Annotated in this window: 22 protein-coding genes and 1 pseudogene; 10 read left to right on the top strand and 13 right to left on the bottom strand. The window is 38.6% G+C overall.

Annotated features, from left to right (window positions below; genetic code table 11):
• Window positions 1-17 precede the first annotated feature (17 nt).
• The 3 genes from DPV95_RS04615 to pmbA form a co-directional block, all read right to left on the bottom strand.
• Window positions 18-392 (bottom strand): transposase, encoded by a 375-nt coding sequence (locus DPV95_RS04615; protein ID WP_111406728.1) that lies wholly within the window; start codon window positions 390-392, stop codon window positions 18-20.
• Between the two features lie 64 nt (window positions 393-456).
• Complete coding sequence (hpt, locus tag DPV95_RS04610; RefSeq protein ID WP_005696465.1) at window positions 457-996, bottom strand: hypoxanthine phosphoribosyltransferase; 540 nt, start codon at window positions 994-996, stop codon at window positions 457-459.
• Window positions 997-1,199: 203 nt separating this feature from the next.
• On the bottom strand, window positions 1,200-2,555 hold the full coding sequence (gene pmbA / locus DPV95_RS04605) for a metalloprotease PmbA (RefSeq protein ID WP_032822693.1): 1,356 nt from the start codon (window positions 2,553-2,555) through the stop codon (window positions 1,200-1,202).
• Between the two features lie 88 nt (window positions 2,556-2,643).
• Here pmbA and yjgA point away from each other — a divergent pair, with 88 nt between their 5' ends.
• The 6 genes from yjgA to rapZ all read left to right on the top strand — a co-directional run bounded on the left by yjgA (window position 2,644) and on the right by rapZ (window position 6,500).
• Complete coding sequence (gene yjgA / locus DPV95_RS04600; protein ID WP_049381713.1) at window positions 2,644-3,180, top strand: ribosome biogenesis factor YjgA; 537 nt, start codon at window positions 2,644-2,646, stop codon at window positions 3,178-3,180.
• An 81-nt stretch (window positions 3,181-3,261) separates the two neighbouring features.
• Entirely contained in the window at window positions 3,262-3,870 is a 609-nt protein-coding gene (gene lptC / locus DPV95_RS04595) for an LPS export ABC transporter periplasmic protein LptC (RefSeq protein ID WP_111406727.1), read from the top strand.
• Window positions 3,851-4,369 carry a lipopolysaccharide transport periplasmic protein LptA gene (gene lptA, locus DPV95_RS04590; protein ID WP_111406726.1) on the top strand — a complete coding sequence of 173 codons (519 nt, stop codon included), beginning with the start codon at window positions 3,851-3,853 and terminating at the stop codon, window positions 4,367-4,369. The genes lptC and lptA overlap by 20 nt, the downstream gene beginning before the upstream one ends.
• Window positions 4,370-4,372: 3 nt before the next feature.
• Window positions 4,373-5,098 (top strand): LPS export ABC transporter ATP-binding protein, encoded by a 726-nt coding sequence (lptB, locus tag DPV95_RS04585; RefSeq protein ID WP_005696470.1) that lies wholly within the window; start codon window positions 4,373-4,375, stop codon window positions 5,096-5,098.
• 3 nt (window positions 5,099-5,101) lie between these two features.
• Window positions 5,102-5,620 (top strand): PTS IIA-like nitrogen regulatory protein PtsN, encoded by a 519-nt coding sequence (gene ptsN, locus DPV95_RS04580; RefSeq protein WP_005696471.1) that lies wholly within the window; start codon window positions 5,102-5,104, stop codon window positions 5,618-5,620.
• 31 nt (window positions 5,621-5,651) lie between these two features.
• Window positions 5,652-6,500 (top strand): RNase adapter RapZ, encoded by an 849-nt coding sequence (rapZ, locus tag DPV95_RS04575; RefSeq protein WP_111406725.1) that lies wholly within the window; start codon window positions 5,652-5,654, stop codon window positions 6,498-6,500.
• 51 nt (window positions 6,501-6,551) lie between these two features.
• Here rapZ and DPV95_RS04570 read toward each other — a convergent pair whose 3' ends face one another.
• From DPV95_RS04570 to DPV95_RS04555, 4 genes are read right to left on the bottom strand one after another with little or no spacing between them, the layout of a single operon-like run.
• Complete coding sequence (locus DPV95_RS04570; RefSeq protein WP_111406724.1) at window positions 6,552-7,232, bottom strand: M15 family metallopeptidase; 681 nt, start codon at window positions 7,230-7,232, stop codon at window positions 6,552-6,554.
• A 1-nt stretch (window position 7,233) separates the two neighbouring features.
• Complete coding sequence (gene dapE / locus DPV95_RS04565) at window positions 7,234-8,367, bottom strand: succinyl-diaminopimelate desuccinylase (protein ID WP_111406723.1); 1,134 nt, start codon at window positions 8,365-8,367, stop codon at window positions 7,234-7,236.
• A gap of 27 nt (window positions 8,368-8,394) precedes the next feature.
• Window positions 8,395-8,739: an ArsC family reductase gene (locus tag DPV95_RS04560; RefSeq protein ID WP_049381706.1), complete on the bottom strand. Its 345-nt coding sequence runs from the start codon at window positions 8,737-8,739 to the stop codon at window positions 8,395-8,397.
• A gap of 8 nt (window positions 8,740-8,747) precedes the next feature.
• The gene (locus DPV95_RS04555) at window positions 8,748-9,146 is read right to left on the bottom strand and encodes a helix-turn-helix domain-containing protein (RefSeq protein ID WP_049381705.1); all 399 of its coding nucleotides are present in this window, start codon (window positions 9,144-9,146) and stop codon (window positions 8,748-8,750) included.
• Window positions 9,147-9,326: 180 nt separating this feature from the next.
• Between DPV95_RS04555 and DPV95_RS10425 the strand changes: the two genes are divergently transcribed.
• Window positions 9,327-9,482, top strand: a complete 156-nt coding sequence (locus DPV95_RS10425; protein ID WP_162836956.1) for a hypothetical protein — start codon at window positions 9,327-9,329, stop codon at window positions 9,480-9,482.
• A 137-nt stretch (window positions 9,483-9,619) separates the two neighbouring features.
• Here DPV95_RS10425 and htpG read toward each other — a convergent pair whose 3' ends face one another.
• The gene (gene htpG, locus DPV95_RS04550; protein ID WP_049381704.1) at window positions 9,620-11,503 is read right to left on the bottom strand and encodes a molecular chaperone HtpG; all 1,884 of its coding nucleotides are present in this window, start codon (window positions 11,501-11,503) and stop codon (window positions 9,620-9,622) included.
• A gap of 135 nt (window positions 11,504-11,638) precedes the next feature.
• Between htpG and DPV95_RS04545 the strand changes: the two are divergent.
• Window positions 11,639-11,932: pseudogene (locus DPV95_RS04545) on the top strand (IS3 family transposase); the annotation flags it as partial.
• Window positions 11,933-11,986: 54 nt separating this feature from the next.
• Here the strand turns inward: DPV95_RS04545 and DPV95_RS04540 are convergent.
• The 4 genes from DPV95_RS04540 to DPV95_RS04525 all read right to left on the bottom strand — a co-directional run bounded on the left by DPV95_RS04540 (window position 11,987) and on the right by DPV95_RS04525 (window position 14,934).
• Window positions 11,987-12,505, bottom strand: coding sequence for an opacity family porin (locus tag DPV95_RS04540; RefSeq protein ID WP_049381702.1), 519 nt, complete (start codon window positions 12,503-12,505; stop codon window positions 11,987-11,989).
• Between the two features lie 50 nt (window positions 12,506-12,555).
• Entirely contained in the window at window positions 12,556-13,071 is a 516-nt protein-coding gene (locus DPV95_RS04535; RefSeq protein ID WP_049381701.1) for a SprT family zinc-dependent metalloprotease, read from the bottom strand.
• Window positions 13,072-13,127: 56 nt separating this feature from the next.
• Window positions 13,128-14,282 carry a methionine adenosyltransferase gene (gene metK, locus DPV95_RS04530; RefSeq protein ID WP_111406722.1) on the bottom strand — a complete coding sequence of 385 codons (1,155 nt, stop codon included), beginning with the start codon at window positions 14,280-14,282 and terminating at the stop codon, window positions 13,128-13,130.
• A 76-nt stretch (window positions 14,283-14,358) separates the two neighbouring features.
• Window positions 14,359-14,934, bottom strand: coding sequence for an anthranilate synthase component II (locus tag DPV95_RS04525; RefSeq protein ID WP_521685768.1), 576 nt, complete (start codon window positions 14,932-14,934; stop codon window positions 14,359-14,361).
• Between the two features lie 91 nt (window positions 14,935-15,025).
• On the opposite strand from DPV95_RS04525, the gene DPV95_RS04520 reads away from it, so the two are divergent.
• On the top strand, window positions 15,026-16,000 hold the full coding sequence (locus tag DPV95_RS04520; protein WP_111406720.1) for an aminodeoxychorismate synthase component I: 975 nt from the start codon (window positions 15,026-15,028) through the stop codon (window positions 15,998-16,000).
• Entirely contained in the window at window positions 16,000-16,566 is a 567-nt protein-coding gene (locus DPV95_RS04515) for an aminotransferase class IV family protein (protein ID WP_111406719.1), read from the top strand. Before DPV95_RS04520 ends, DPV95_RS04515 begins: the two co-directional genes overlap by 1 nt.
• A 22-nt stretch (window positions 16,567-16,588) precedes the next feature.
• Here the strand turns inward: DPV95_RS04515 and recN are convergent, their stop codons facing one another.
• On the bottom strand, window positions 16,589-18,265 hold the full coding sequence (gene recN, locus DPV95_RS04510) for a DNA repair protein RecN (protein ID WP_111406718.1): 1,677 nt from the start codon (window positions 18,263-18,265) through the stop codon (window positions 16,589-16,591).
• Window positions 18,266-18,281 lie beyond the last annotated feature (16 nt).

Below are 18,281 nucleotides of genomic sequence, written 5' to 3'. Positions count from 1 at the left end.
TAACGCATGGTCCGGCTTCAATCTTTCAATGATTTTTCTTTTTTCTGTCGTTGTTTTTGACGGTCGAGCTTCTCCAACTCTTTTAGGTAAGCAATCTCCGCTCGAGCCAAGGCGAGCTCTCGCTGCAACTTTTTAAACGCTTTAGGTGAAAAGTCTGTGGTTTCCGGAATTTCAATGTCTTTCTTTTTCATCTTTGGCTTCACTATTTTCGGTGTTTGAAGGTTTGTATAAGGCGATTTTACGCCATCAAGCCCTCTTTCCCGAAATGCTTTTAGCCAATAGATGACGGCAGAATGGGGAATGTTATGAAGTTTAGCCACCTCACGGATACCATAATCCTGTTCGGTGACGAGTTTGATAATTTCTAGACGAAATTGATAAGAGTAGGACATAATCTGCACCTCAAAATAGGTATCCAGGTTTTGGGGTGCAGATCACTTTTTATTGAAAAATAAATTATTCGTCTATAACCACTTTGCCAATATAGCCTAGATTACGATAACGTTGAGCATAATCAATACCATAGCCGACAACAAATTCATCCGGAATAGAAAAACCAATCCACTCAACGGGCACTTCCACTTCTCGGCGAGAAGGTTTATCTAATAAGGTACAAATCGCCAAGCTTGCAGGATCACGTAAATTTAAAATGCCACGCACTTTTTCTAGGGTATAACCTGTATCAATAATGTCCTCAACAATTAGCACGTGTTCATTACGAATATCGCCTTCAAGATCTTTCGTAATTTTCACATCGTGATTACTTGTCATTCCGCTACCATAGCTTGAAGTGGTCATAAACTCTACTTCTACCGGTAATTTTAATTCACGCACCAGATCAGCCATGAACATAAATGAACCGCGTAAAAGCCCGACGACAATCAGTTTATCAATGGCTTTTTGTTGATAAAAATGCGTAATTTCCGCGCCAAGTTCAGCTATGCGACTACGGACATCCGCTTCTGAAATCATAATATCAACGTGGTGTTTTTTCATGGTCTTTCCTTTTTAATTTAATCGTTTGCGTATTCTACAATAAAAAAGGCTGAAGTTTAAACCTTCAGCCTTTTTAACCCTAACGAATTTACTTTCTACTCTACCTGTTGAAGCAATCTGCAATCGCTACTAAACAGATGTGCGTATAGTAGCAGAAAGAAATCATCTGTCAATAAGAATTATTATCATTTTTATAAATTTTATTAATTCCCTGAGATTTTCATCTTGTTGAGCAAGATTGAACCTGTTTGGATATTGGAACGATGCTCTATATCATCTGATACCGCAATAATATTTTTCAACATATCTTGTAATTGACCTGCAATGGTAATTTCGGCAACCGGATATTGGATCTCGCCATTTTCCACCCAGAAACCGGCTGCGCCACGAGAATAATCCCCGGTCACAATATTGACACCTTGTCCCATGACATCGGTAACCAATAAACCAGTGCTCATTTGACGTAAAAGTGCGGTCAATCCGCCCGTTAAATTTGGTTTCACGAGCCAGTTGTGAATACCGCCTGCATGCCCGGTACTTTGCATGCCCATTTTTCTACCGCTGTAACTGGTGAGCAAATAGGTTTGCAACACGCCATCTTGAATAATTTCAAGATTCTGTGTGCGAACCCCTTCGCTATCAAAAGGCGTAGAGGCTAAACGTCTTAACAAATGAGGACGCTCACTGATTTGGAACCAATCTGGCAATACTTGTTTTCCAAGATGATCGAGCAAGAAACTGGATTTGCGATATAAGCTGCCGCCACTAATCGCGCCCGTTAAATGAGAAATTAATCCTGTGGCCACATCATTTAAGAAAATCACGGGCACTTCGCGCGTGCTTAATTTCTGTGGATTTAAACGCGCGATCACTTTTTTCGCGCAATTTTGTCCTACCCAATCTGCTGAAGAAAGCGCATCAAACTCACGTGAAACCGTGTACTCGTAGTCATTTTCCAGTTGATCTAGCTCTCCACCAATCACCGAACAAGATAAAGAATAGCGGCTAGATAAGTAACTTTGTAGCATGCCGTGTGTATTGCCATAAACACGCACGCCAGTATGTGAATTAAAACTTGCACCGTTACTATTCACGATTTTAGCATCGTATTCCAACGCTGATTTTTCAGCCTCTAAAGCTAATTTTGTAGCCTGTTCAACATCAACACTTGCCCCATGATAAAGTTCTAAATCGGGCGCTTCAAAAGCCATTAGTTCTTTATCTGCTAGCCCTGTACAATCATCTGGCGAGGTATATTTTGCAATAGCAAGCGCTGCTTCAACGGTATTTTTAATGGCTTCTTCGCTTAAGTCTGAGGTAGACGCATTGCCTTTTTGTTGGCCTAAATAAACAGAAATACCTAATGCCCCATCATTAGTAAATTCAACATTTTCAATCTCTTGCAGACGGGTTGAAACCGATAAACCACTCACTTTTGTCACACCGACTTCAGCGGTTGCCCCCGCTTTCTGCGCAGTTTCAATCGCAAAACTAACTGCATCACGCAATGTTTGCTCTTGAGATTTTAAAAGTGCGGTTAAATTTTCTGCTGTTTTCATGATGATAATCCTATTAAAAATTTGCGCCATTTTATCTTATTTTGAAAGTTTATGCTAAAATGTACCAAATTTTTCATAAGGTAATAGAATGGCAAAACGTAAGAAAAAAGAAGCCTTTGATTGGGAAGATGAAGACCAAGAAGAGATTATTTGGGTAAGTAAAAGTGAAATCAAACGCGATGCTGAGGATTTAAAGCAACTCGGCGAGAAATTGGTGAACTTAACCAAAGCAAATCTGACTAAGGTTCCACTAGACGATAGCTTGAAAGATGCCATTGAATTAGCGCAACGCCTGCAAAAAGAAGCGCGTCGTCGCCAATTACAATATATTGGTAAGCTCTTACGCTCAATTGATGCTGAGCCTATTCGTGAAGCTTTAGAAAAAATTGAAAACAAACATAATCAACAACAAGCGATGCTGCATAAGTTGGAAATCTTACGTGATGAATTAGTTGCGAAAGGTGATGTGGCACTGACTGATTTGTTAAATGAGCATCCTTCTGCAGATCGCCAACAATTACGTAATTTGATTCGTGCAGCACAAAAAGAAAAGGAACAAAATAAGCCTTCAAAAGCTTATCGCGAGATTTATCAGATCTTAAAAACACTCATTTTAGAAGACTAAAATACGGCTATTTTTGACCGCACTTTGTGTCAAAAAAGTGCTATGATTAGTTACCCTTTTAAGAAGGAAAGAACGTTATTTATGAATATTCGTTGGAATATTATTTTAGGTGTCATCGCCCTGGCTTTATTAGGCTGGTATTATTCGCTTAATCAAGATCATAGCGATTTACAAAGCCTCATTAAAAAGCCTGATAGCCCAGAATACGTCGGCAATAAAATGGAAACCACCGTATTCTCGCCAGAAGGTAAAAAGCAATATCTCGCGATTTCCGACGAAGTGGAATATTACACACAAGACGGTCATACAGATTTTATTTCGCCGTTAGTCTATCTCTTTGATGTCTCTTTAGATAATAAAGAGAAAGAAGATAAAACCGATAAAATTCAATTAGAAAAACAAAATTGGAAGCTTAGCGCGAAAAAGGCAAAATTAACAAAAGATCAAATGCTCTATCTTGAAGGCGGTGTGGTTGCCGAGAGTCTTGATCCTTTATCTCGCCTACAACGTGTTGAGACCGAAGCGGCAGTAATTAATTTAAAAACACAAGACATTACTTCCGATACGCAAGTAAAAATTAACGGATTAAACTTTAACTCAAGTGGATTGAAACTCGTCGGAAATTTACGTCAGCAAGTTGCAACTCTAAAGGAACAGGTAAAAACATATTATGAAATCAACAAACAATAAAATTCTGCTTTTAACGGCATTAATGATGACGTCTTTATCTGCTTTTGCGTTAAAAGACGATACCAATAAACCGATTAATATTGTCTCAGATAATCAATCTTTAGATATGGAAAACAGCGTGGTAACCTTTACGGATAACGTTGTGATTACACAAGGTTCCATTTTGATTAAAGCCAATAAAGTGGTTATTACTCGTCCACCAGAAAATTCAGGTAAAAAAGAAACTGTTGAAGCATTTGGCACCCCAGTTAGCTTCCATCAACAACTTGATGACGGTAAACCCGTTGATGGTAAAGCAAATAAAGTTCACTATGATTTAGGTACTGAATTCTTAACATTAACCGGTAATGCCGAATTAAAACAATTAGATAGTAAAATCAATGGTGAACGTATCACCTATGATGTAAAAAAACAACAATTAAAAGCCAATGGTAATGGAAAATCACGTGTGCAAACCGTCTTAATTCCGACCCAATTACAACAAAAAGGTAAAAAATAACCGATGTCTGTATTACAAGCTGAATTTCTCGCAAAAAGTTATAAAAGCCGAAAAGTGGTTTCTGATGTGAGTTTGACCGTAAACTCCAATGAAATTGTTGGCCTACTTGGTCCAAATGGTGCAGGTAAAACCACTACTTTCTACATGGTCGTCGGTTTAGTGCGTCATGATCAGGGAAAAATCACCATTGATGGCGATGATATTAGCGTATTACCTATGCATGAACGTGCTCGTCGAGGAATTGGCTATTTACCACAAGAAGCCTCTATTTTCCGTCGTTTAACGGTGTATGAAAATCTTATGGCGGTATTAGAAATTCGCAAAGATCTCACTGCAGAACAACGCAGAGAGAGAGCGGATGAGTTAATTGATGAGTTCAACATTGGCCATATTCGTGATAGCCTGGGACAATCGCTTTCTGGTGGTGAACGTCGTCGTGTGGAAATTGCACGCGCCTTAGCGGCAAATCCTAAATTCATTTTACTAGATGAACCTTTTGCGGGTGTTGACCCTATTTCGGTGACGGATATTAAGAAAATCATCACGGATCTCCGTAATCGTGGCTTAGGCGTGTTAATTACCGACCATAACGTACGCGAAACCCTTGATGTTTGTGAACGCGCTTACATTGTTGGTGAAGGGAAAATTATCGCGACCGGCACACCGGAAGAAGTCATGAATGATGAGCACGTCAAACGTGTCTATTTAGGCGAACAATTTAAACTATAACCGATGAAATTTACGACATTGCTCTCCCCTGATGATATTCGTCAGGGGGTTGCTTTTTCTAGCAAGAAACGATTATTTGAATCTATTGCCGCTTTCGTTGTTGAAAAACTTCAATGCGAAAATGGTGAACAGGCCTGTTTTGAATGTTTATTTGAGCGGGAAAAATTAGGTAATTCAGGATTGGGCAATGGTGTTGCCATGCCTAAAGCCAAGTTACCTGCTACTGTGTCAGATAAGATCCTAACGGTATTTATGCAATTAGAAACGCCTGTTGAATATGATGCGGCTGATAATAAACCGGTGGATATCGTTTTTGCTGTGCTTGTACCTGAAAATCTCTGCCAAGAATATATTCCTGTTCTCGCAGAACTCAATGAAAAATTAACGGATAAAAACTTAATTAAACAACTTCGTTCAGCACAAAGTGCGGATGAAATTTGGCAAATTTTTGAATGTGCCGATCATTCAGAGGAATCTGAAGACGACACAAATTTAGATAATATTGAACCTCAAGAGGTATAACCTAACCGACTAACCATAAGGAATCACGCAGATGGAAATTATTATTATCAGCGGTCGCTCCGGTGCGGGGAAATCTGTCGCATTACGAGCTTTGGAAGATATGGGCTATTATTGCGTGGATAATCTCCCTCTCGATTTACTTCCTCAACTCACCAATATTCTCGCCAAAACTCAAACAGCTGTTGCCATCAGTCTTGATATTCGAAATCTTCCTCATTCAAGTGCTGATTTAGACAAGATTCTGACAGATATTCAAGCCACTTATTCTGTCAAAATCATCTTTCTGGACAGCGATCGTAGTACACTTATTCGTCGTTACAGCGATTCACGTCGTCTTCATCCACTTTCAGCACAAGATCTCCCACTTGAATCAGCGATTGATTTAGAATATCAGCAACTTGAACCGTTAATTCAACATGCTAATTTTATTATTGATACCGCACCTCTTTCTACTCATTCGTTATCTGAACGTTTAAGAGAGGTTTTACGGGGTAATACAGATAAAGAGCTTAAAATCGTGGTTGAATCGTTTGGCTTTAAATATGGCATTCCGCTTGATGCCGATTATGTCTTTGATGTGCGTTTTCTACCTAACCCGCACTGGGATCCAGAACTTCGTCCAATGACAGGGCTTGATGAACCTGTTGCACAATTTTTACTTGCGCATGATGAAGTGAATAATTTTATCTACCAAACGCGTAATTACATTGAAACGTGGTTACCGATGTTAGAGCAAAATAATCGAAGCTATTTAACCATTGCCATTGGTTGTACGGGCGGTAAACATCGTTCTGTTTATATCGCTCAACAAATCGGTGAATATTTCCAAGCTAAAGGTAAGAATGTAAAAATTCAGCATAAATCCTTGGAAAAAAAATAAAAAGAATTAATCAATATCATAAAAAACGCAGCGACTCGCTGCGCTTTTTTGTTAAACCACATATTGCTCAAAAATCTCAGGCAAGTGTGTAATTAACGTTTCTTTTCCAGCCACGGTTTCATGCTGCCAAACTTTCAATAGTACATCTGGCGTAAATAATCGTGAGGCTTGCTCTGCCAACGGTAAATAGCTAATATGCCAAGGTTCTCGGCCGATTTTTTTACCTTCTGGTTGGCTAATAAAAGGCAAAGCAAAATCAAAGTGCGGTAGATTTTCAGTGAGAAATTCACTAAGTTCAAAGAAATAACCACCCTTTTCATATTCCCAAGGTTCAAGTTGTAAAGATTGACCTTGAGGCAAAAGATCAGGATCAAAAATATCGATTTCTGTTCCCCAATGATGACGACTGCCACCCGGAAGCGCTGACCAACGTAAAATAGCTTGTGCTTTTTGCCAATCATCTAATAACGCTAAATCTAATGGATTTCCCTCATCATCATGAACCTTGCGTTCACCGTTAAATTTACCGTTCCAAATGCGTTGTTGACGTTCAAAATCACGAAAGCTACTCGCGGGTTGCAAATTAAAGCTATTTTTGACCGCACTTTGTTGCAATCCTTGAAACGCTTTCATTGCCTCTGCTTGCAAAAAATGATTCGGAGAATGAGGTGTAGGCAAATTGATCAAATGTTTACGAGATTTGCCGGTTAACATTTCTGGCGTTAATTTCATCTTAGTTATCCAATAAATTCACTAACATTTGATGATAAATCTGACCGCATTTGGCAAGATCATCAACGTTTACACATTCATTCACTTTATGAATCGTTGCATTAAGCGGCCCAAATTCCACAACTTCAGCGCCCATTAATGCAATAAAACGTCCATCAGAGGTACCCCCACCTGTTTCTGCTTGTGGTGTAATACCGGTTGTTTGCTCAATTGCGGTCGTTAATGCATCTAATAATTTACCCGGTTTGGTTAAAAATGGTTTACCCGATAAATTCCAATCCATACGGTATTTCAATTCATGTTTTTCAAGCATTTCTGCCACTTTCTGCTTAATGCTTTCGTCAGTGACTTCCGTACAATAACGTAAATTAAATTGTACATAAAGCTCACCAGGGATAATATTATTGCTCCCTGTGCCCGCATGGATATTTGCAATTTGTAAACTGGTCGGCGGGAAAAATTCATTGCCATTGTCCCATTGATATGTGGTTAATTCCTGCAAGAAAGGCGCTGCTTTGTGAATTGGGTTTTTCGCTAAATGAGGATAAGCCACATGACCTTGAATGCCTTGAATGTAGAGGTTACCTGTAATCGAACCCCGACGACCATTTTTGACTACATCGCCTAATGTTTTCGAGCTCGACGGCTCACCAACCATGCAATAAGTAATTTTCTCACCGCGCGCCATCAATGTCTCAACAACACGTACCGTACCATCTTTCGCAGCGGCCTCTTCATCAGAAGTAATCAACAAAGCAATCGTGCCCTTATGATTCGGATTGGCTTTCACATATTCTTCCGCCGCTACGATCATTGCTGCCAATGAACCTTTCATATCCGCCGCACCGCGACCATAAAGCATGCCATCAATAATTTCAGCAGAAAATGGAGAATACGACCATTGATTTTCATCACCAGTAGGTACAACATCCGTATGTCCAGCAAAAGCAATAACCGGCTCACCCGTTCCATGTTTTGCCCACAAATTCAGCGTATCATTAAAAGGCATCCATTCAATTTGAAAACCTAACTTTTTTAAACGTTCTGCAATTAGTTGCTGACAGCCCTCATCATTTGGGCTAATAGAGGGACGACGAATGAGATCTTGTGCCAAAAAAATCACTTTTTCTTTCATAAAAACTCCTAAGAAAATAACCGCACTTTAGGCAAAAGCAGCCTGATATTCCTTTTCATTAAATCCAATTAATGCCTTTCCATCTTGTAAAATAATTGGGCGTTTAATTAAGGTTGGATTCTCAGCTAGCACGGAAAGTGCGGTGATTTTATCAAGGGAATTTTTAACTTGTTCATCCAAATTACGCCAAGTTGTACTGCGTTTATTCATCAACACATCCCAGCCAAATTGAGCTTCTGCCAGAGTTAAAAAATTCGAATCTAAACCATCAACACGGTAGTCGTGAAGTTTGTGTTCAATATGGTGATCCGCCAGCCACTTCAACGCTTTTTTCACTGTATCACAATTTTTAATGCCATAGACTATTAGCATAATATCCCCTAATCTTTCATTTTTTGTTTTAATAAATTTACTATATCTCTTAAAGTTTCTAATTCATTTTCTCTTTGTTTCAATAATTCATCTTTATGTTTTAATTCTAACTTTAATTTTTCTACTTCTAACTCAGCCGATTGATTACCATAATAGTTATTACGAAAATGATTTTGATTATTTTCTCCACCAACTAAAATAACGCCGCTATCATGGGTAGATAACAAATCCAAAAGATCTATTTGTAGGACTGATGCTATCTGTTTCAATTTATGAAGGCTTATATTCGTTTCACCTCTTTCAATTTTTGCATATCCAGCCACAGACATATTCATTCTTTCAGCCATTTCCTCTTGAGACCATTGATTCAACTCTCTGAATAATCTTACTTTCTCATTAACGCTCATTTTAGACCTCATATTTTGTCAAGTAACAAATAGTATAGAACATCATTACAACAACTATCTTTTGCATAATATCCATAAAATTATAATTTCTAAGAATATACACCGCATGAAGATTTTAACCTAAAGTCAATTTAGTGTCGTGTTTTATTCATACTACGTTTAATTTACATTGGAATATATATGAAAAAAATTGTAATGATTTTATTAGCAACATTTGCTTTAGGTACATTTTCATCTTTTGCTAACGCAGGAAGATGTGATCATTATTGGCAAACCGCAAAAGATGGCTCAGCCTGTGGAGATCGTGCCGCTGATCGTCGCCCAGGCGGACAATAAAAAAAAGAAAAGCCTACATTTATCTTATTTACAACTAAGTAATGAAAATAAGTTAGGTGATGAAATAAATAAAATAATCTATTCAAAAATAGATTGAAACTAAAAACGCCTTGGAACTACACCAAGGCGTTTATTTATTATGCCAACAACTTATTAATGCGCTTAATAAACGCAGCTGGATTTTCCAAAGATCCGCGCTCTGCTAACATAGCTTGTTCGAGCAACAATTCCACCCAATCAGCAAATTCAACTTCATCTGCAATATCAGCCACTTTTTTCACTAAGTGGTGTTCTGGATTAAGTTCAAAGGTGTATTTTACTTCTGGTACAGGTTGCCCTGCAGCGGCAAACAATTTCGCCATTTGGGTCGTCATTTGATCATTATCCGTAGAAACCACGGCTGGCGTGTCGGTTAAACGGTGAGTTAAGCGTACTTCTTTCACGCGTTCGCCCAGCAACGTTTTTACGCGTTCAATAAAACTATCAAAGGCTTTGTCTTGTTCTTTTTGCGCTTCGTTTTCTTCTTTATCCGCCAAATCGCCTAAATCCAAATCCGCTTTCGTAATAGTTTGGAGCGCTTTGCCATCAAATTCCGTTAAGTAACTTAACATCCATTCATCAATACGATCGGAAAGCAATAAGACTTCAATGCCTTTTTTATTGAACAATTCCAAGTGTGGGCTATTTTTCGCCGCCACATAGCTGTCTGCTGTGATGTAATAGATGGCTTTTTGCCCTTCTTTCATGCGGGCAACGTAGTCTTCTAATGACACGGTTTGTTCACTGCTGTCATTGTGGGTAGAGGCAAAACGCAATAATTTCGCAATGGCTTCTTTATTGCCAAAATCCTCTGCCGGACCTTCTTTTAACACTAAGCCAAATTCTTTCCAGAACTGCTGATATTTGTCGGCATCCTCTTTCGCCAATTTCTCTAACATTTGCAACGAACGTTTGGTTAAAGCTTTGCGTAGCGCTGCTGTAGTTTTGTTATCCTGCAAAATTTCACGGGATACATTTAACGGCAAGTCATTGCTGTCGATTAAACCACGCATAAAACGCAGATAATTCGGCATGAATTGTTCTGCATCATCCATGATAAACACGCGTTGTACATAGAGTTTCAAGCCGTATTTGTGTTCACGGTTGAATAAATCCCAAGGCGCTTTCGACGGCACATAAAGCAAACTGGTGTACTCTTGATTACCTTCCACTTTGTTATGCGCCCACAATAACGGATCCGCAAAATCATGGCTTAAATGTTTATAAAACTCTTTGTATTCCTCATCGGAAATGTCGTTTTTAGAACGTGTCCAAAGGGCATCCGATTTATTGATTTTTTCCCATTTTTCACCGGTTTCTTTGCCTTCGTCATCATATTCTTTGGTGAGCATTTCCACTGGCAAGCCAATATGGTCAGAATATTTACCGATAATTTCACGCAAACGCCATTCGTTTAACAATTCTTTTTCATCTTCGCGTAAATGTAAAATCACATCAGTACCACGGGATTTTTTCTCAATATCCGCCACGGAATACTCGCCTTCCCCGGCAGATTCCCAAAGCACGCCTTTATCAGTCGCCTCACCTGCCGCACGGGTTTTCACCTTCACTTTATCGGCAACGATAAACGCCGAATAGAAGCCCACACCGAATTGACCGATGAGCTGACTATCTTTCGCTTGATCTTGTCCAAGTGCGGTCAAAAATTCTTTTGTTCCAGATTTGGCAATCGTACCTAAATGATCGATCACTTGTTCACGGGTCATCCCAATCCCGTTATCGCTGATGGTGATAGTGCTTTTATCCGCATCAAAGCTCACGCGCACACGCAAGTCGCCATCACCTTCATATAAAGCAGGGTTGGAAAGTGCTTTAAAGCGTAATTTATCTGCTGCATCAGAGGCATTAGAAATTAATTCACGTAAGAAAATTTCTTTGTTGGAATACAAAGAATGAATCATTAATTGGAGAAGTTGTTTGACTTCAGATTGGAAGCCGCGAGTTTCTTGATTTTGTGACATAATTTTTTCCTTCATAAAGATAAAAATTGAACGTCATAGATATAAGAATAAAAAGAAAGATTTCAAGGGGAAATGCAAAGTGCGGTGAATTTGATCTGCACCCCAAAAGTTGGACTAAATAAAGCTTGTGGTGTCATTTTGCATTCAGACCAAGGCTGACAATATCAAATGGTAGCTTATCGTCGAATCTTGGCTGAACATGGCATTATTCAAAGTATGTCGAGAAAAGGAAATTGCTTGGGCAATGCCGCAATGGAAAGTTTCTTTGGACGATTAAAAATAGAATGTTTTTATGGTCGGGAATTTAAAACAAAAGAAGAGATAGTTGATGCTGTCAGAGATTATTTGGATTACTATAATCATCGGCGGATTCAACTAAAATTAAAAGGACTGAGTCCGATACAATATCGAAAACAATCCTTTGAATAACAGTTTAACTTTTTGGGGTCAGATCAAAATCAACCGCACTTTTCAAAAGGAAAATTAGAATTCGTAACCTACGCCCACTTTAGCGCCATAGTTATTCACTTTAGTATCGTCAAAGCTACCTAAACGGTTATATTCTAAACCACCGTTTGCATACACCTTTTCGGCTAATTTATATTTAGCCCCTGCTACGACACCATAGCCTACTTTAGTTTCAGAAGAGCTTTTATAGCGTTGATCTGCCCGTTCTTCAAATTTGAAACGGTTAGCCGCAAGACGAGCACCTACATAAGGTTCAATTTGAGAATTGGTATCGAAGTCATAGAACACTGTTGCACCTAAGCCTTGAACTTTAGTGCCTTGAAACTTACCGTGGTGAGTATAATCCCCGGCTACACGTACATTACCTAATTTGTAACCCACTGCAACACGAGGCTCAATTTTAGTTTTGCTTGAACCACCATTGCTTAATTTAGTTCTTGAAAGACCTAGATCACCTTCGGCATATAAACCAGCATTTGCAGTTGAAGCAATCGCTAATGCACCGACAACGATAGCTAATAATGATTTTTTCATTGGATAACCCCTGTTATTTGATTGAAAACACTGGAAATATATCATATCACTTACTTATTTTCATCATGAAAAAATAATTTTCCTCGGCATTTTCGACATAAATAGATAATTTTGTCGCGTTGAATGCGATTATGCCGACGAATCGTTAAATAATGGGTCTGACATTCACACTGATAAGCAAACATTTTACCTTGTACACTTTCCACATCAAATTGGTGACAAGTATCGGCAGGGAGATTAAATAACTGCGTCATCACCGCTTGCCATTCCTGTCCATGCGGTTTCACTCGCCCAAATACTTGATACACAATAAGGTGGGCTAATTCGTGTGGAACCACCTGACGAATAAATTCATCTGAGTTCTCGAGTAGTAAAGTGCGGTTAAATTTAATCTTATTCTTCTGCAAGTATGCAACGCCAGCCTTTACACCTCGCAAGTCATAACTGATTGTCGGAATAGGAAATTTCCGTTGAAAGTGATTTTCAGCGAGTTGTAATGTTTCTGCAAGTTTGCGCTGTACCTGCATTTTTAAATGCCGAAACTGAGTTTGAGATGAGATCATCATGTTAAGTAAACAAAAACCGCTAATTTAGCGGTTTTTATCATACACATTTTATTTACTTATTTAAGACCGGCTGCAGCTCGCAATTCTTCTGCACGATCCACTTTCTCCCATGGGAATTGTTCACGGCCAAAGTGTCCATACGCGGCAGTTTGGCGATAAATTGGTTGAATTAAATTTAACATTTTAATTAAACCATAAGGACGTAAATCAAAGAATTCACGCACTAACTTAACCAATAATTCGTTTGATACTTTTCCTGTACCAAAGGTTTCCACCATAATAGAGGTTGGCTCTGCCACACCAATTGCATAAGAAAGTTGAATTTCACAACGATCTGCAAGACCTGCTGCAACAATATTTTTCGCCACATAACGTGCGGCATAAGCCGCTGAACGGTCTACTTTTGATGGATCTTTACCTGAGAAGGCTCCACCACCATGACGAGCCGCGCCACCGTAGGTATCGACAATGATTTTACGCCCCGTTAAACCACAGTCGCCCATTGGGCCACCAATTACAAAACGCCCTGTTGGGTTAATGAAATATTTTGTTTGTTGAGATAACCATTCGCTTGGCAAGATTGGCTTGATGATTTCTTCCATCACGCCTTCATAAATTTCTTTTTGTGACACTTCTTCACTATGTTGTGTAGAAAGCACTACCGCATCCACGCCCACGATTTTATTATCTTCATATTTCAAAGTCACTTGGCTTTTCGCATCTGGGCGTAACCACGCGAGTTTTCCACTTTTACGCACGTCGGCTTGTTTTTCCATTAAACGATGTGCATAAGTAATCGCCGCAGGCATCAAGACTTCGGTTTCATTTGTTGCATAACCAAACATAATCCCTTGGTCACCCGCACCTTGATCTAATGGATTCTCACGATCCACACCTTGATTAATATCTGATGATTGCTTACCAATCGCATTTAATACAGCACAAGAATTGCCATCAAAGCCCATTTCAGAATGTTTGTAACCAATATCACAAATCACTTGTCGAGTGAGGTTTTCAATATCAACCCATGCTGATGTGGTAATTTCACCACCGACTAACGCCATCCCTGTTTTGACATAGGTCTCACAAGCCACACGTGCTTTAGGATCTTGTTTTAAAATTTCATCAAGTACTGCATCAGAAATTTGATCGGCAATTTTATCTGGATGTCCTTCTGAAACTGATTCAGAAGTAAATAAATAGCTAGACATAAGTTCTCTTCTTTTGGATGTATTGACGTATAGACGTCTATAATACGCTTTTTTGACTAATACGCAAGCATTCCTATCAAGTATTTTTGAAATTTAACCAATTTTGTAACATTTGTTCACCGAATTCTGACATGTAAGACTCAGGATGAAATTGCACAGAAAAAATAGGTAAATTTTTGTGCTGTGTTGCCATCACGATTTCATCATCACAAACAGCTGTAATTTCTAATGTCTCTGGTATACTCTCAGTTTGTACTGCCCAGGAATGATAAAGACCTATTTCAAATTCGGCTGGAAGCCCTAAAAATAAGCCTGAATTTGACCGCACTTTTAAGCGGCGTTTCTGCCCATGACGCACACTTGGCAAATTATAGAGTTCTCCGCCAAAGAATTCACAAAGGGTTTGATGTCCTAAACAAACACCTAAAATGGACTTTGTTTGATAAAATCGTTCTAACATCGCAAATAATTGCGGGTATGCGCTTGGAACATCTGGTCCTGGAGAAATTAAAATATGTGTATAACCTTCTACACAATCTAATGATAAATCTTCAATACTTACCACATCAAAACGTACCTGTAATTGGCGAATAAGATCCACTAAATTATAAGTAAAAGAATCATGGTTATTGATAACTAAAATTTTTTTCATACGGGCTAGTGCCATAATTCGGTAACTAAATTCATTTCAACATTATAGCGATTCTGCGTTAAAATCCTTTTTATTTTTTTATCTACAAGCTATGCAAACATTTATTCATCAAGCTAATGCTTATGGCGCATTACGCCAACCTTTTTTCTTCTTAATTGATTTTGAACAGAAGAAACCGCTTATTTGTTCTTTTGATGAAAGCACTGAAAAAGGGCTAATTTGGGATATTCAAAGCGTAAAAAATATCCCTGAAAATCAACCGCACTTTGCTTTGTCTATCATTGATAAAAAGCCCATTACATTACATCAATATGAACAAGGATTTCATCTTGTTCAACGCGAATTACAAAAAGGTAATTCCTATTTACTCAATCTCACTTATCCCAGTAAAATCGAATTAAATGGCAACTTAAGCCAAATTTTTCATTCAGTTGAAGCGCCTTATAAATTACTTTGTAAAGATCAATTTGTCTGCTTTTCCCCTGAATCCTTTGTGCAAATTCGACAAAACAAAATTTATACATATCCCATGAAAGGAACGATTGATGCGAGCCAGCCTAATGCCAAAGCGAATTTGTTAAATGATGAAAAAGAGCAACGAGAACATTACACCATTGTCGATTTAATGCGTAATGATCTTGCAATGGTTGCCAAAAATATCAAAGTATCTCGTTTTCGCTACATCGATAGTATTTACACAGAACAAGGCGAAATACTACAAACCAGTTCAGAAATTTGTGGTGAACTGGAGAATAATTGGCAAAATAAAATTGGCTCAATATTAGCCGCACTTTTACCTGCTGGCTCAATTAGCGGAGCGCCTAAAGAAAAAACGGTTTCCATTATCCAACAAGCTGAAAAGCAAGAACGAGGTTATTACACAGGAATTTTCGGTATTTTTGATGGCGAAAGTCTAAATAGCGCCGTCGCAATTCGTTTTATTGAACAAAAAGAGAATAAATTTTATTTTCGTAGTGGTGGCGGCATTACCATTCAAAGCCAACTTGAAGATGAATATCAAGAGTTGATTGCCAAAGTTTACCTTCCAATTCAAAAGGAAAAGTAATGTTCCCTTTATTTGAAACCATCGCCATTAAAAATGGCAAAATTAAAAATATTGCTCTGCATCAAGCACGCTATGAGCGTAGCCTTATCACTTATTATGGAAAAAGTGCGGTCACTTTTTTTAATCTTTTAGATCTAATTCAAGTACCTAAGGAGCTACATAATAAGCTTGTTCGCTGTCGAATTGACTACAACGCTCATCAAACCCAAATTTCATACCTTGAATATACACCTAAAACACATCGTGAATTCAAGCCCATAGTCTGTAATGAAATTGATTATTCGATCAAATATGCTGATCGTGAACTTATCAATACCTTATTTGCACAAAAGGGAGAGGCTGATGAAATCATTATTATTAAAGGGGACTTTGTCACAGACTGCTCTATTGGCAATCTCGCCTTTAGAAAAGGAACTCAATGGTTCACACCGAATACTCCTTTATTAAAAGGCACACAAAGGGAATATTTACTACAATCTGGTCAAGTTCAAGAAATTGAAATTAGACAAGAACAACTTGAGCAATTTGACGAAATTCGAGTTATTAATGCATTGAATGAACTATAAACGCCCATTCATTTGCCTCATTTTACTTGACTAAATCCAACATCTCTTGTGCATTCGCTAAAGCAAGATCCGTAATTTCACTGCCACCGAGCAATCTTGCAAGAGCAGGAACGCGCTCTTCTTGAGAAAGTGCGGTCATTTTAGTTTCTGTTTTATCATCAACGGTAAATTTCTCAACATTAAATTGATGATGTCCGTGGCATGCCACTTGTGGTAAATGGGTCACGCAAAGTACTTGGCATTTATCGCCTAATTGGCGCAATAATTTACCCACTACGCTCGCGGTTTTTCCACTAATACCAACATCCACTTCATCAAAGATTAACGTTGGAATCGCCGATTGATCTGATGTTAAGACTTGAATCGCTAATGAAATACGAGACAATTCACCACCTGACGCCACTTTTGCTAACGGCTGTGCTTGTTGTCCTAAATTACTGCGTAAAGTAAAGACGATATTATCTGCCCCATTTGCCGCTACTTTAGCTAAATCCGAATTCACTTCAATGAAAAACTCGGCATTTTCCATTGCAAGCCCTTTGATAGAATCTGTAACCTGTTGTGCTAATTTCTCTGCAGCTTGGCTACGGCTTTCATGTAATTGTTTTGCCGTATTTTGCATTTTCTCAAAGGCGGATTTTTCTTCAAGAATCAGACGCTCTTCACTTTCTGAAAAATCTAAAAGTGTGGTCAATTCTGCTTTTAATTTTTGATGCCATTCCACTAACTCTTCAGGTTTCACATTATGCTTGCGAGCGAGTTGTAAAGCTTGACCTAAACGCTGCTCAATCTCTTGTAATAACATCGGATCTTGCTCAATATGAGATGCAAGATGTTGGACTTCACTTGTCGCCTCTTGCACTTGGATAAGTGCATCATTCAACATTGTTTGAACGGAAACATAGCGAGGATCTAACTCACTTAATTCATCAATATACTGTGTCGCACGATAGAGCATAGAATCGATACTCACGGTCTCATTTTCACTGAGTAGCTGTAAGGCTGATTGTGATAACTGTGTCAGCTGTTCGCTATTTGATAGACGACGTTGATCCTCTTCTAATTCTAAATATTCATTTGGACGAAGGGCAAACTCATCCAACTCTTCTACCTGATATTGTAAAAGTTGTTTCTTCGCTTCATTTTCGGCCACTTTTTGTTGGAAATTTTTAACTTCCGTTTGAAGATTTTTCCATGCTCGATAATCTTCTCGCATTTGTGCGAGTAAATCATTGTGATGTGCAAATGTATCCACCAATTGAAGCTGATAATCATTTTTCAATAATAACTGCGAAGCGTGCTGCCCATTAATATGAATAAGATATTGTCCTATTTCTTTTAATTGGGAAGCCGATACTGGCGTGCTATTGATAAAGGCTTTAGAACGCCCATCTGCATTAATAACACGACGTAGAATACAATCGGAGGGATTATCAGGATCTTGCAATTCTTGCTCTTGCAACCATTGATAAGCGGGGTTAGTTGGTTCAATAAAAAATGTCGCGCAAATTTCAGCTCTTTCCTGCCCTTCTCGAACCATAGACGTTTCAATACGTTGCCCTAAGCATAACCCCAACGCATCAATAGCAATGGATTTCCCTGCACCGGTTTCCCCCGTAATCACAGACATTCCTTTCGCCAATTCAATCTCTAATTGACGAACAATTGCAAAATTATTGATGGTAAGTTGGGTTAGCATAAAAAATCTCCTTAAC

This window comes from Haemophilus parainfluenzae, from assembly GCF_003252755.1.
Taxonomy (GTDB): Bacteria; Pseudomonadota; Gammaproteobacteria; order Enterobacterales; family Pasteurellaceae; genus Haemophilus_D; species Haemophilus_D parainfluenzae_N.
Note: the sequence above shows the minus strand (reverse complement) of the source record. Positions and strands in the feature narration are given on the sequence as shown.

Excerpts from the sequence above, each read along its gene's own strand:
- lptB (WP_005696470.1), top strand. The coding sequence starts at position 4,373 with ATGTCTGTATTACAAGCTGAATTTCTCGCAAAAAGTTATAAAAGCCGA.
- DPV95_RS04570 (WP_111406724.1), bottom strand. The coding sequence starts at position 7,232 with ATGAAATTAACGCCAGAAATGTTAACCGGCAAATCTCGTAAACATTTG.
- dapE (WP_111406723.1), bottom strand. The coding sequence starts at position 8,367 with ATGAAAGAAAAAGTGATTTTTTTGGCACAAGATCTCATTCGTCGTCCC.
- ptsN (WP_005696471.1), top strand. The coding sequence starts at position 5,102 with ATGAAATTTACGACATTGCTCTCCCCTGATGATATTCGTCAGGGGGTT.
- DPV95_RS04520 (WP_111406720.1), top strand. The coding sequence starts at position 15,026 with ATGCAAACATTTATTCATCAAGCTAATGCTTATGGCGCATTACGCCAA.
- DPV95_RS04560 (WP_049381706.1), bottom strand. The coding sequence starts at position 8,739 with ATGCTAATAGTCTATGGCATTAAAAATTGTGATACAGTGAAAAAAGCG.
- recN (WP_111406718.1), bottom strand. The coding sequence starts at position 18,265 with ATGCTAACCCAACTTACCATCAATAATTTTGCAATTGTTCGTCAATTA.
- lptC (WP_111406727.1), top strand. The coding sequence starts at position 3,262 with ATGAATATTCGTTGGAATATTATTTTAGGTGTCATCGCCCTGGCTTTA.
- DPV95_RS04555 (WP_049381705.1), bottom strand. The coding sequence starts at position 9,146 with ATGAGCGTTAATGAGAAAGTAAGATTATTCAGAGAGTTGAATCAATGG.
- metK (WP_111406722.1), bottom strand. The coding sequence starts at position 14,282 with ATGTCTAGCTATTTATTTACTTCTGAATCAGTTTCAGAAGGACATCCA.
- DPV95_RS04525 (WP_521685768.1), bottom strand. The coding sequence starts at position 14,934 with ATGAAAAAAATTTTAGTTATCAATAACCATGATTCTTTTACTTATAAT.
- DPV95_RS04540 (WP_049381702.1), bottom strand. The coding sequence starts at position 12,505 with ATGAAAAAATCATTATTAGCTATCGTTGTCGGTGCATTAGCGATTGCT.
- DPV95_RS04615 (WP_111406728.1), bottom strand. The coding sequence starts at position 392 with ATGTCCTACTCTTATCAATTTCGTCTAGAAATTATCAAACTCGTCACC.
- DPV95_RS04515 (WP_111406719.1), top strand. The coding sequence starts at position 16,000 with ATGTTCCCTTTATTTGAAACCATCGCCATTAAAAATGGCAAAATTAAA.
- DPV95_RS04535 (WP_049381701.1), bottom strand. The coding sequence starts at position 13,071 with ATGATGATCTCATCTCAAACTCAGTTTCGGCATTTAAAAATGCAGGTA.
- yjgA (WP_049381713.1), top strand. The coding sequence starts at position 2,644 with ATGGCAAAACGTAAGAAAAAAGAAGCCTTTGATTGGGAAGATGAAGAC.
- DPV95_RS10425 (WP_162836956.1), top strand. The coding sequence starts at position 9,327 with ATGAAAAAAATTGTAATGATTTTATTAGCAACATTTGCTTTAGGTACA.
- pmbA (WP_032822693.1), bottom strand. The coding sequence starts at position 2,555 with ATGAAAACAGCAGAAAATTTAACCGCACTTTTAAAATCTCAAGAGCAA.
- htpG (WP_049381704.1), bottom strand. The coding sequence starts at position 11,503 with ATGTCACAAAATCAAGAAACTCGCGGCTTCCAATCTGAAGTCAAACAA.
- rapZ (WP_111406725.1), top strand. The coding sequence starts at position 5,652 with ATGGAAATTATTATTATCAGCGGTCGCTCCGGTGCGGGGAAATCTGTC.
- lptA (WP_111406726.1), top strand. The coding sequence starts at position 3,851 with ATGAAATCAACAAACAATAAAATTCTGCTTTTAACGGCATTAATGATG.
- hpt (WP_005696465.1), bottom strand. The coding sequence starts at position 996 with ATGAAAAAACACCACGTTGATATTATGATTTCAGAAGCGGATGTCCGT.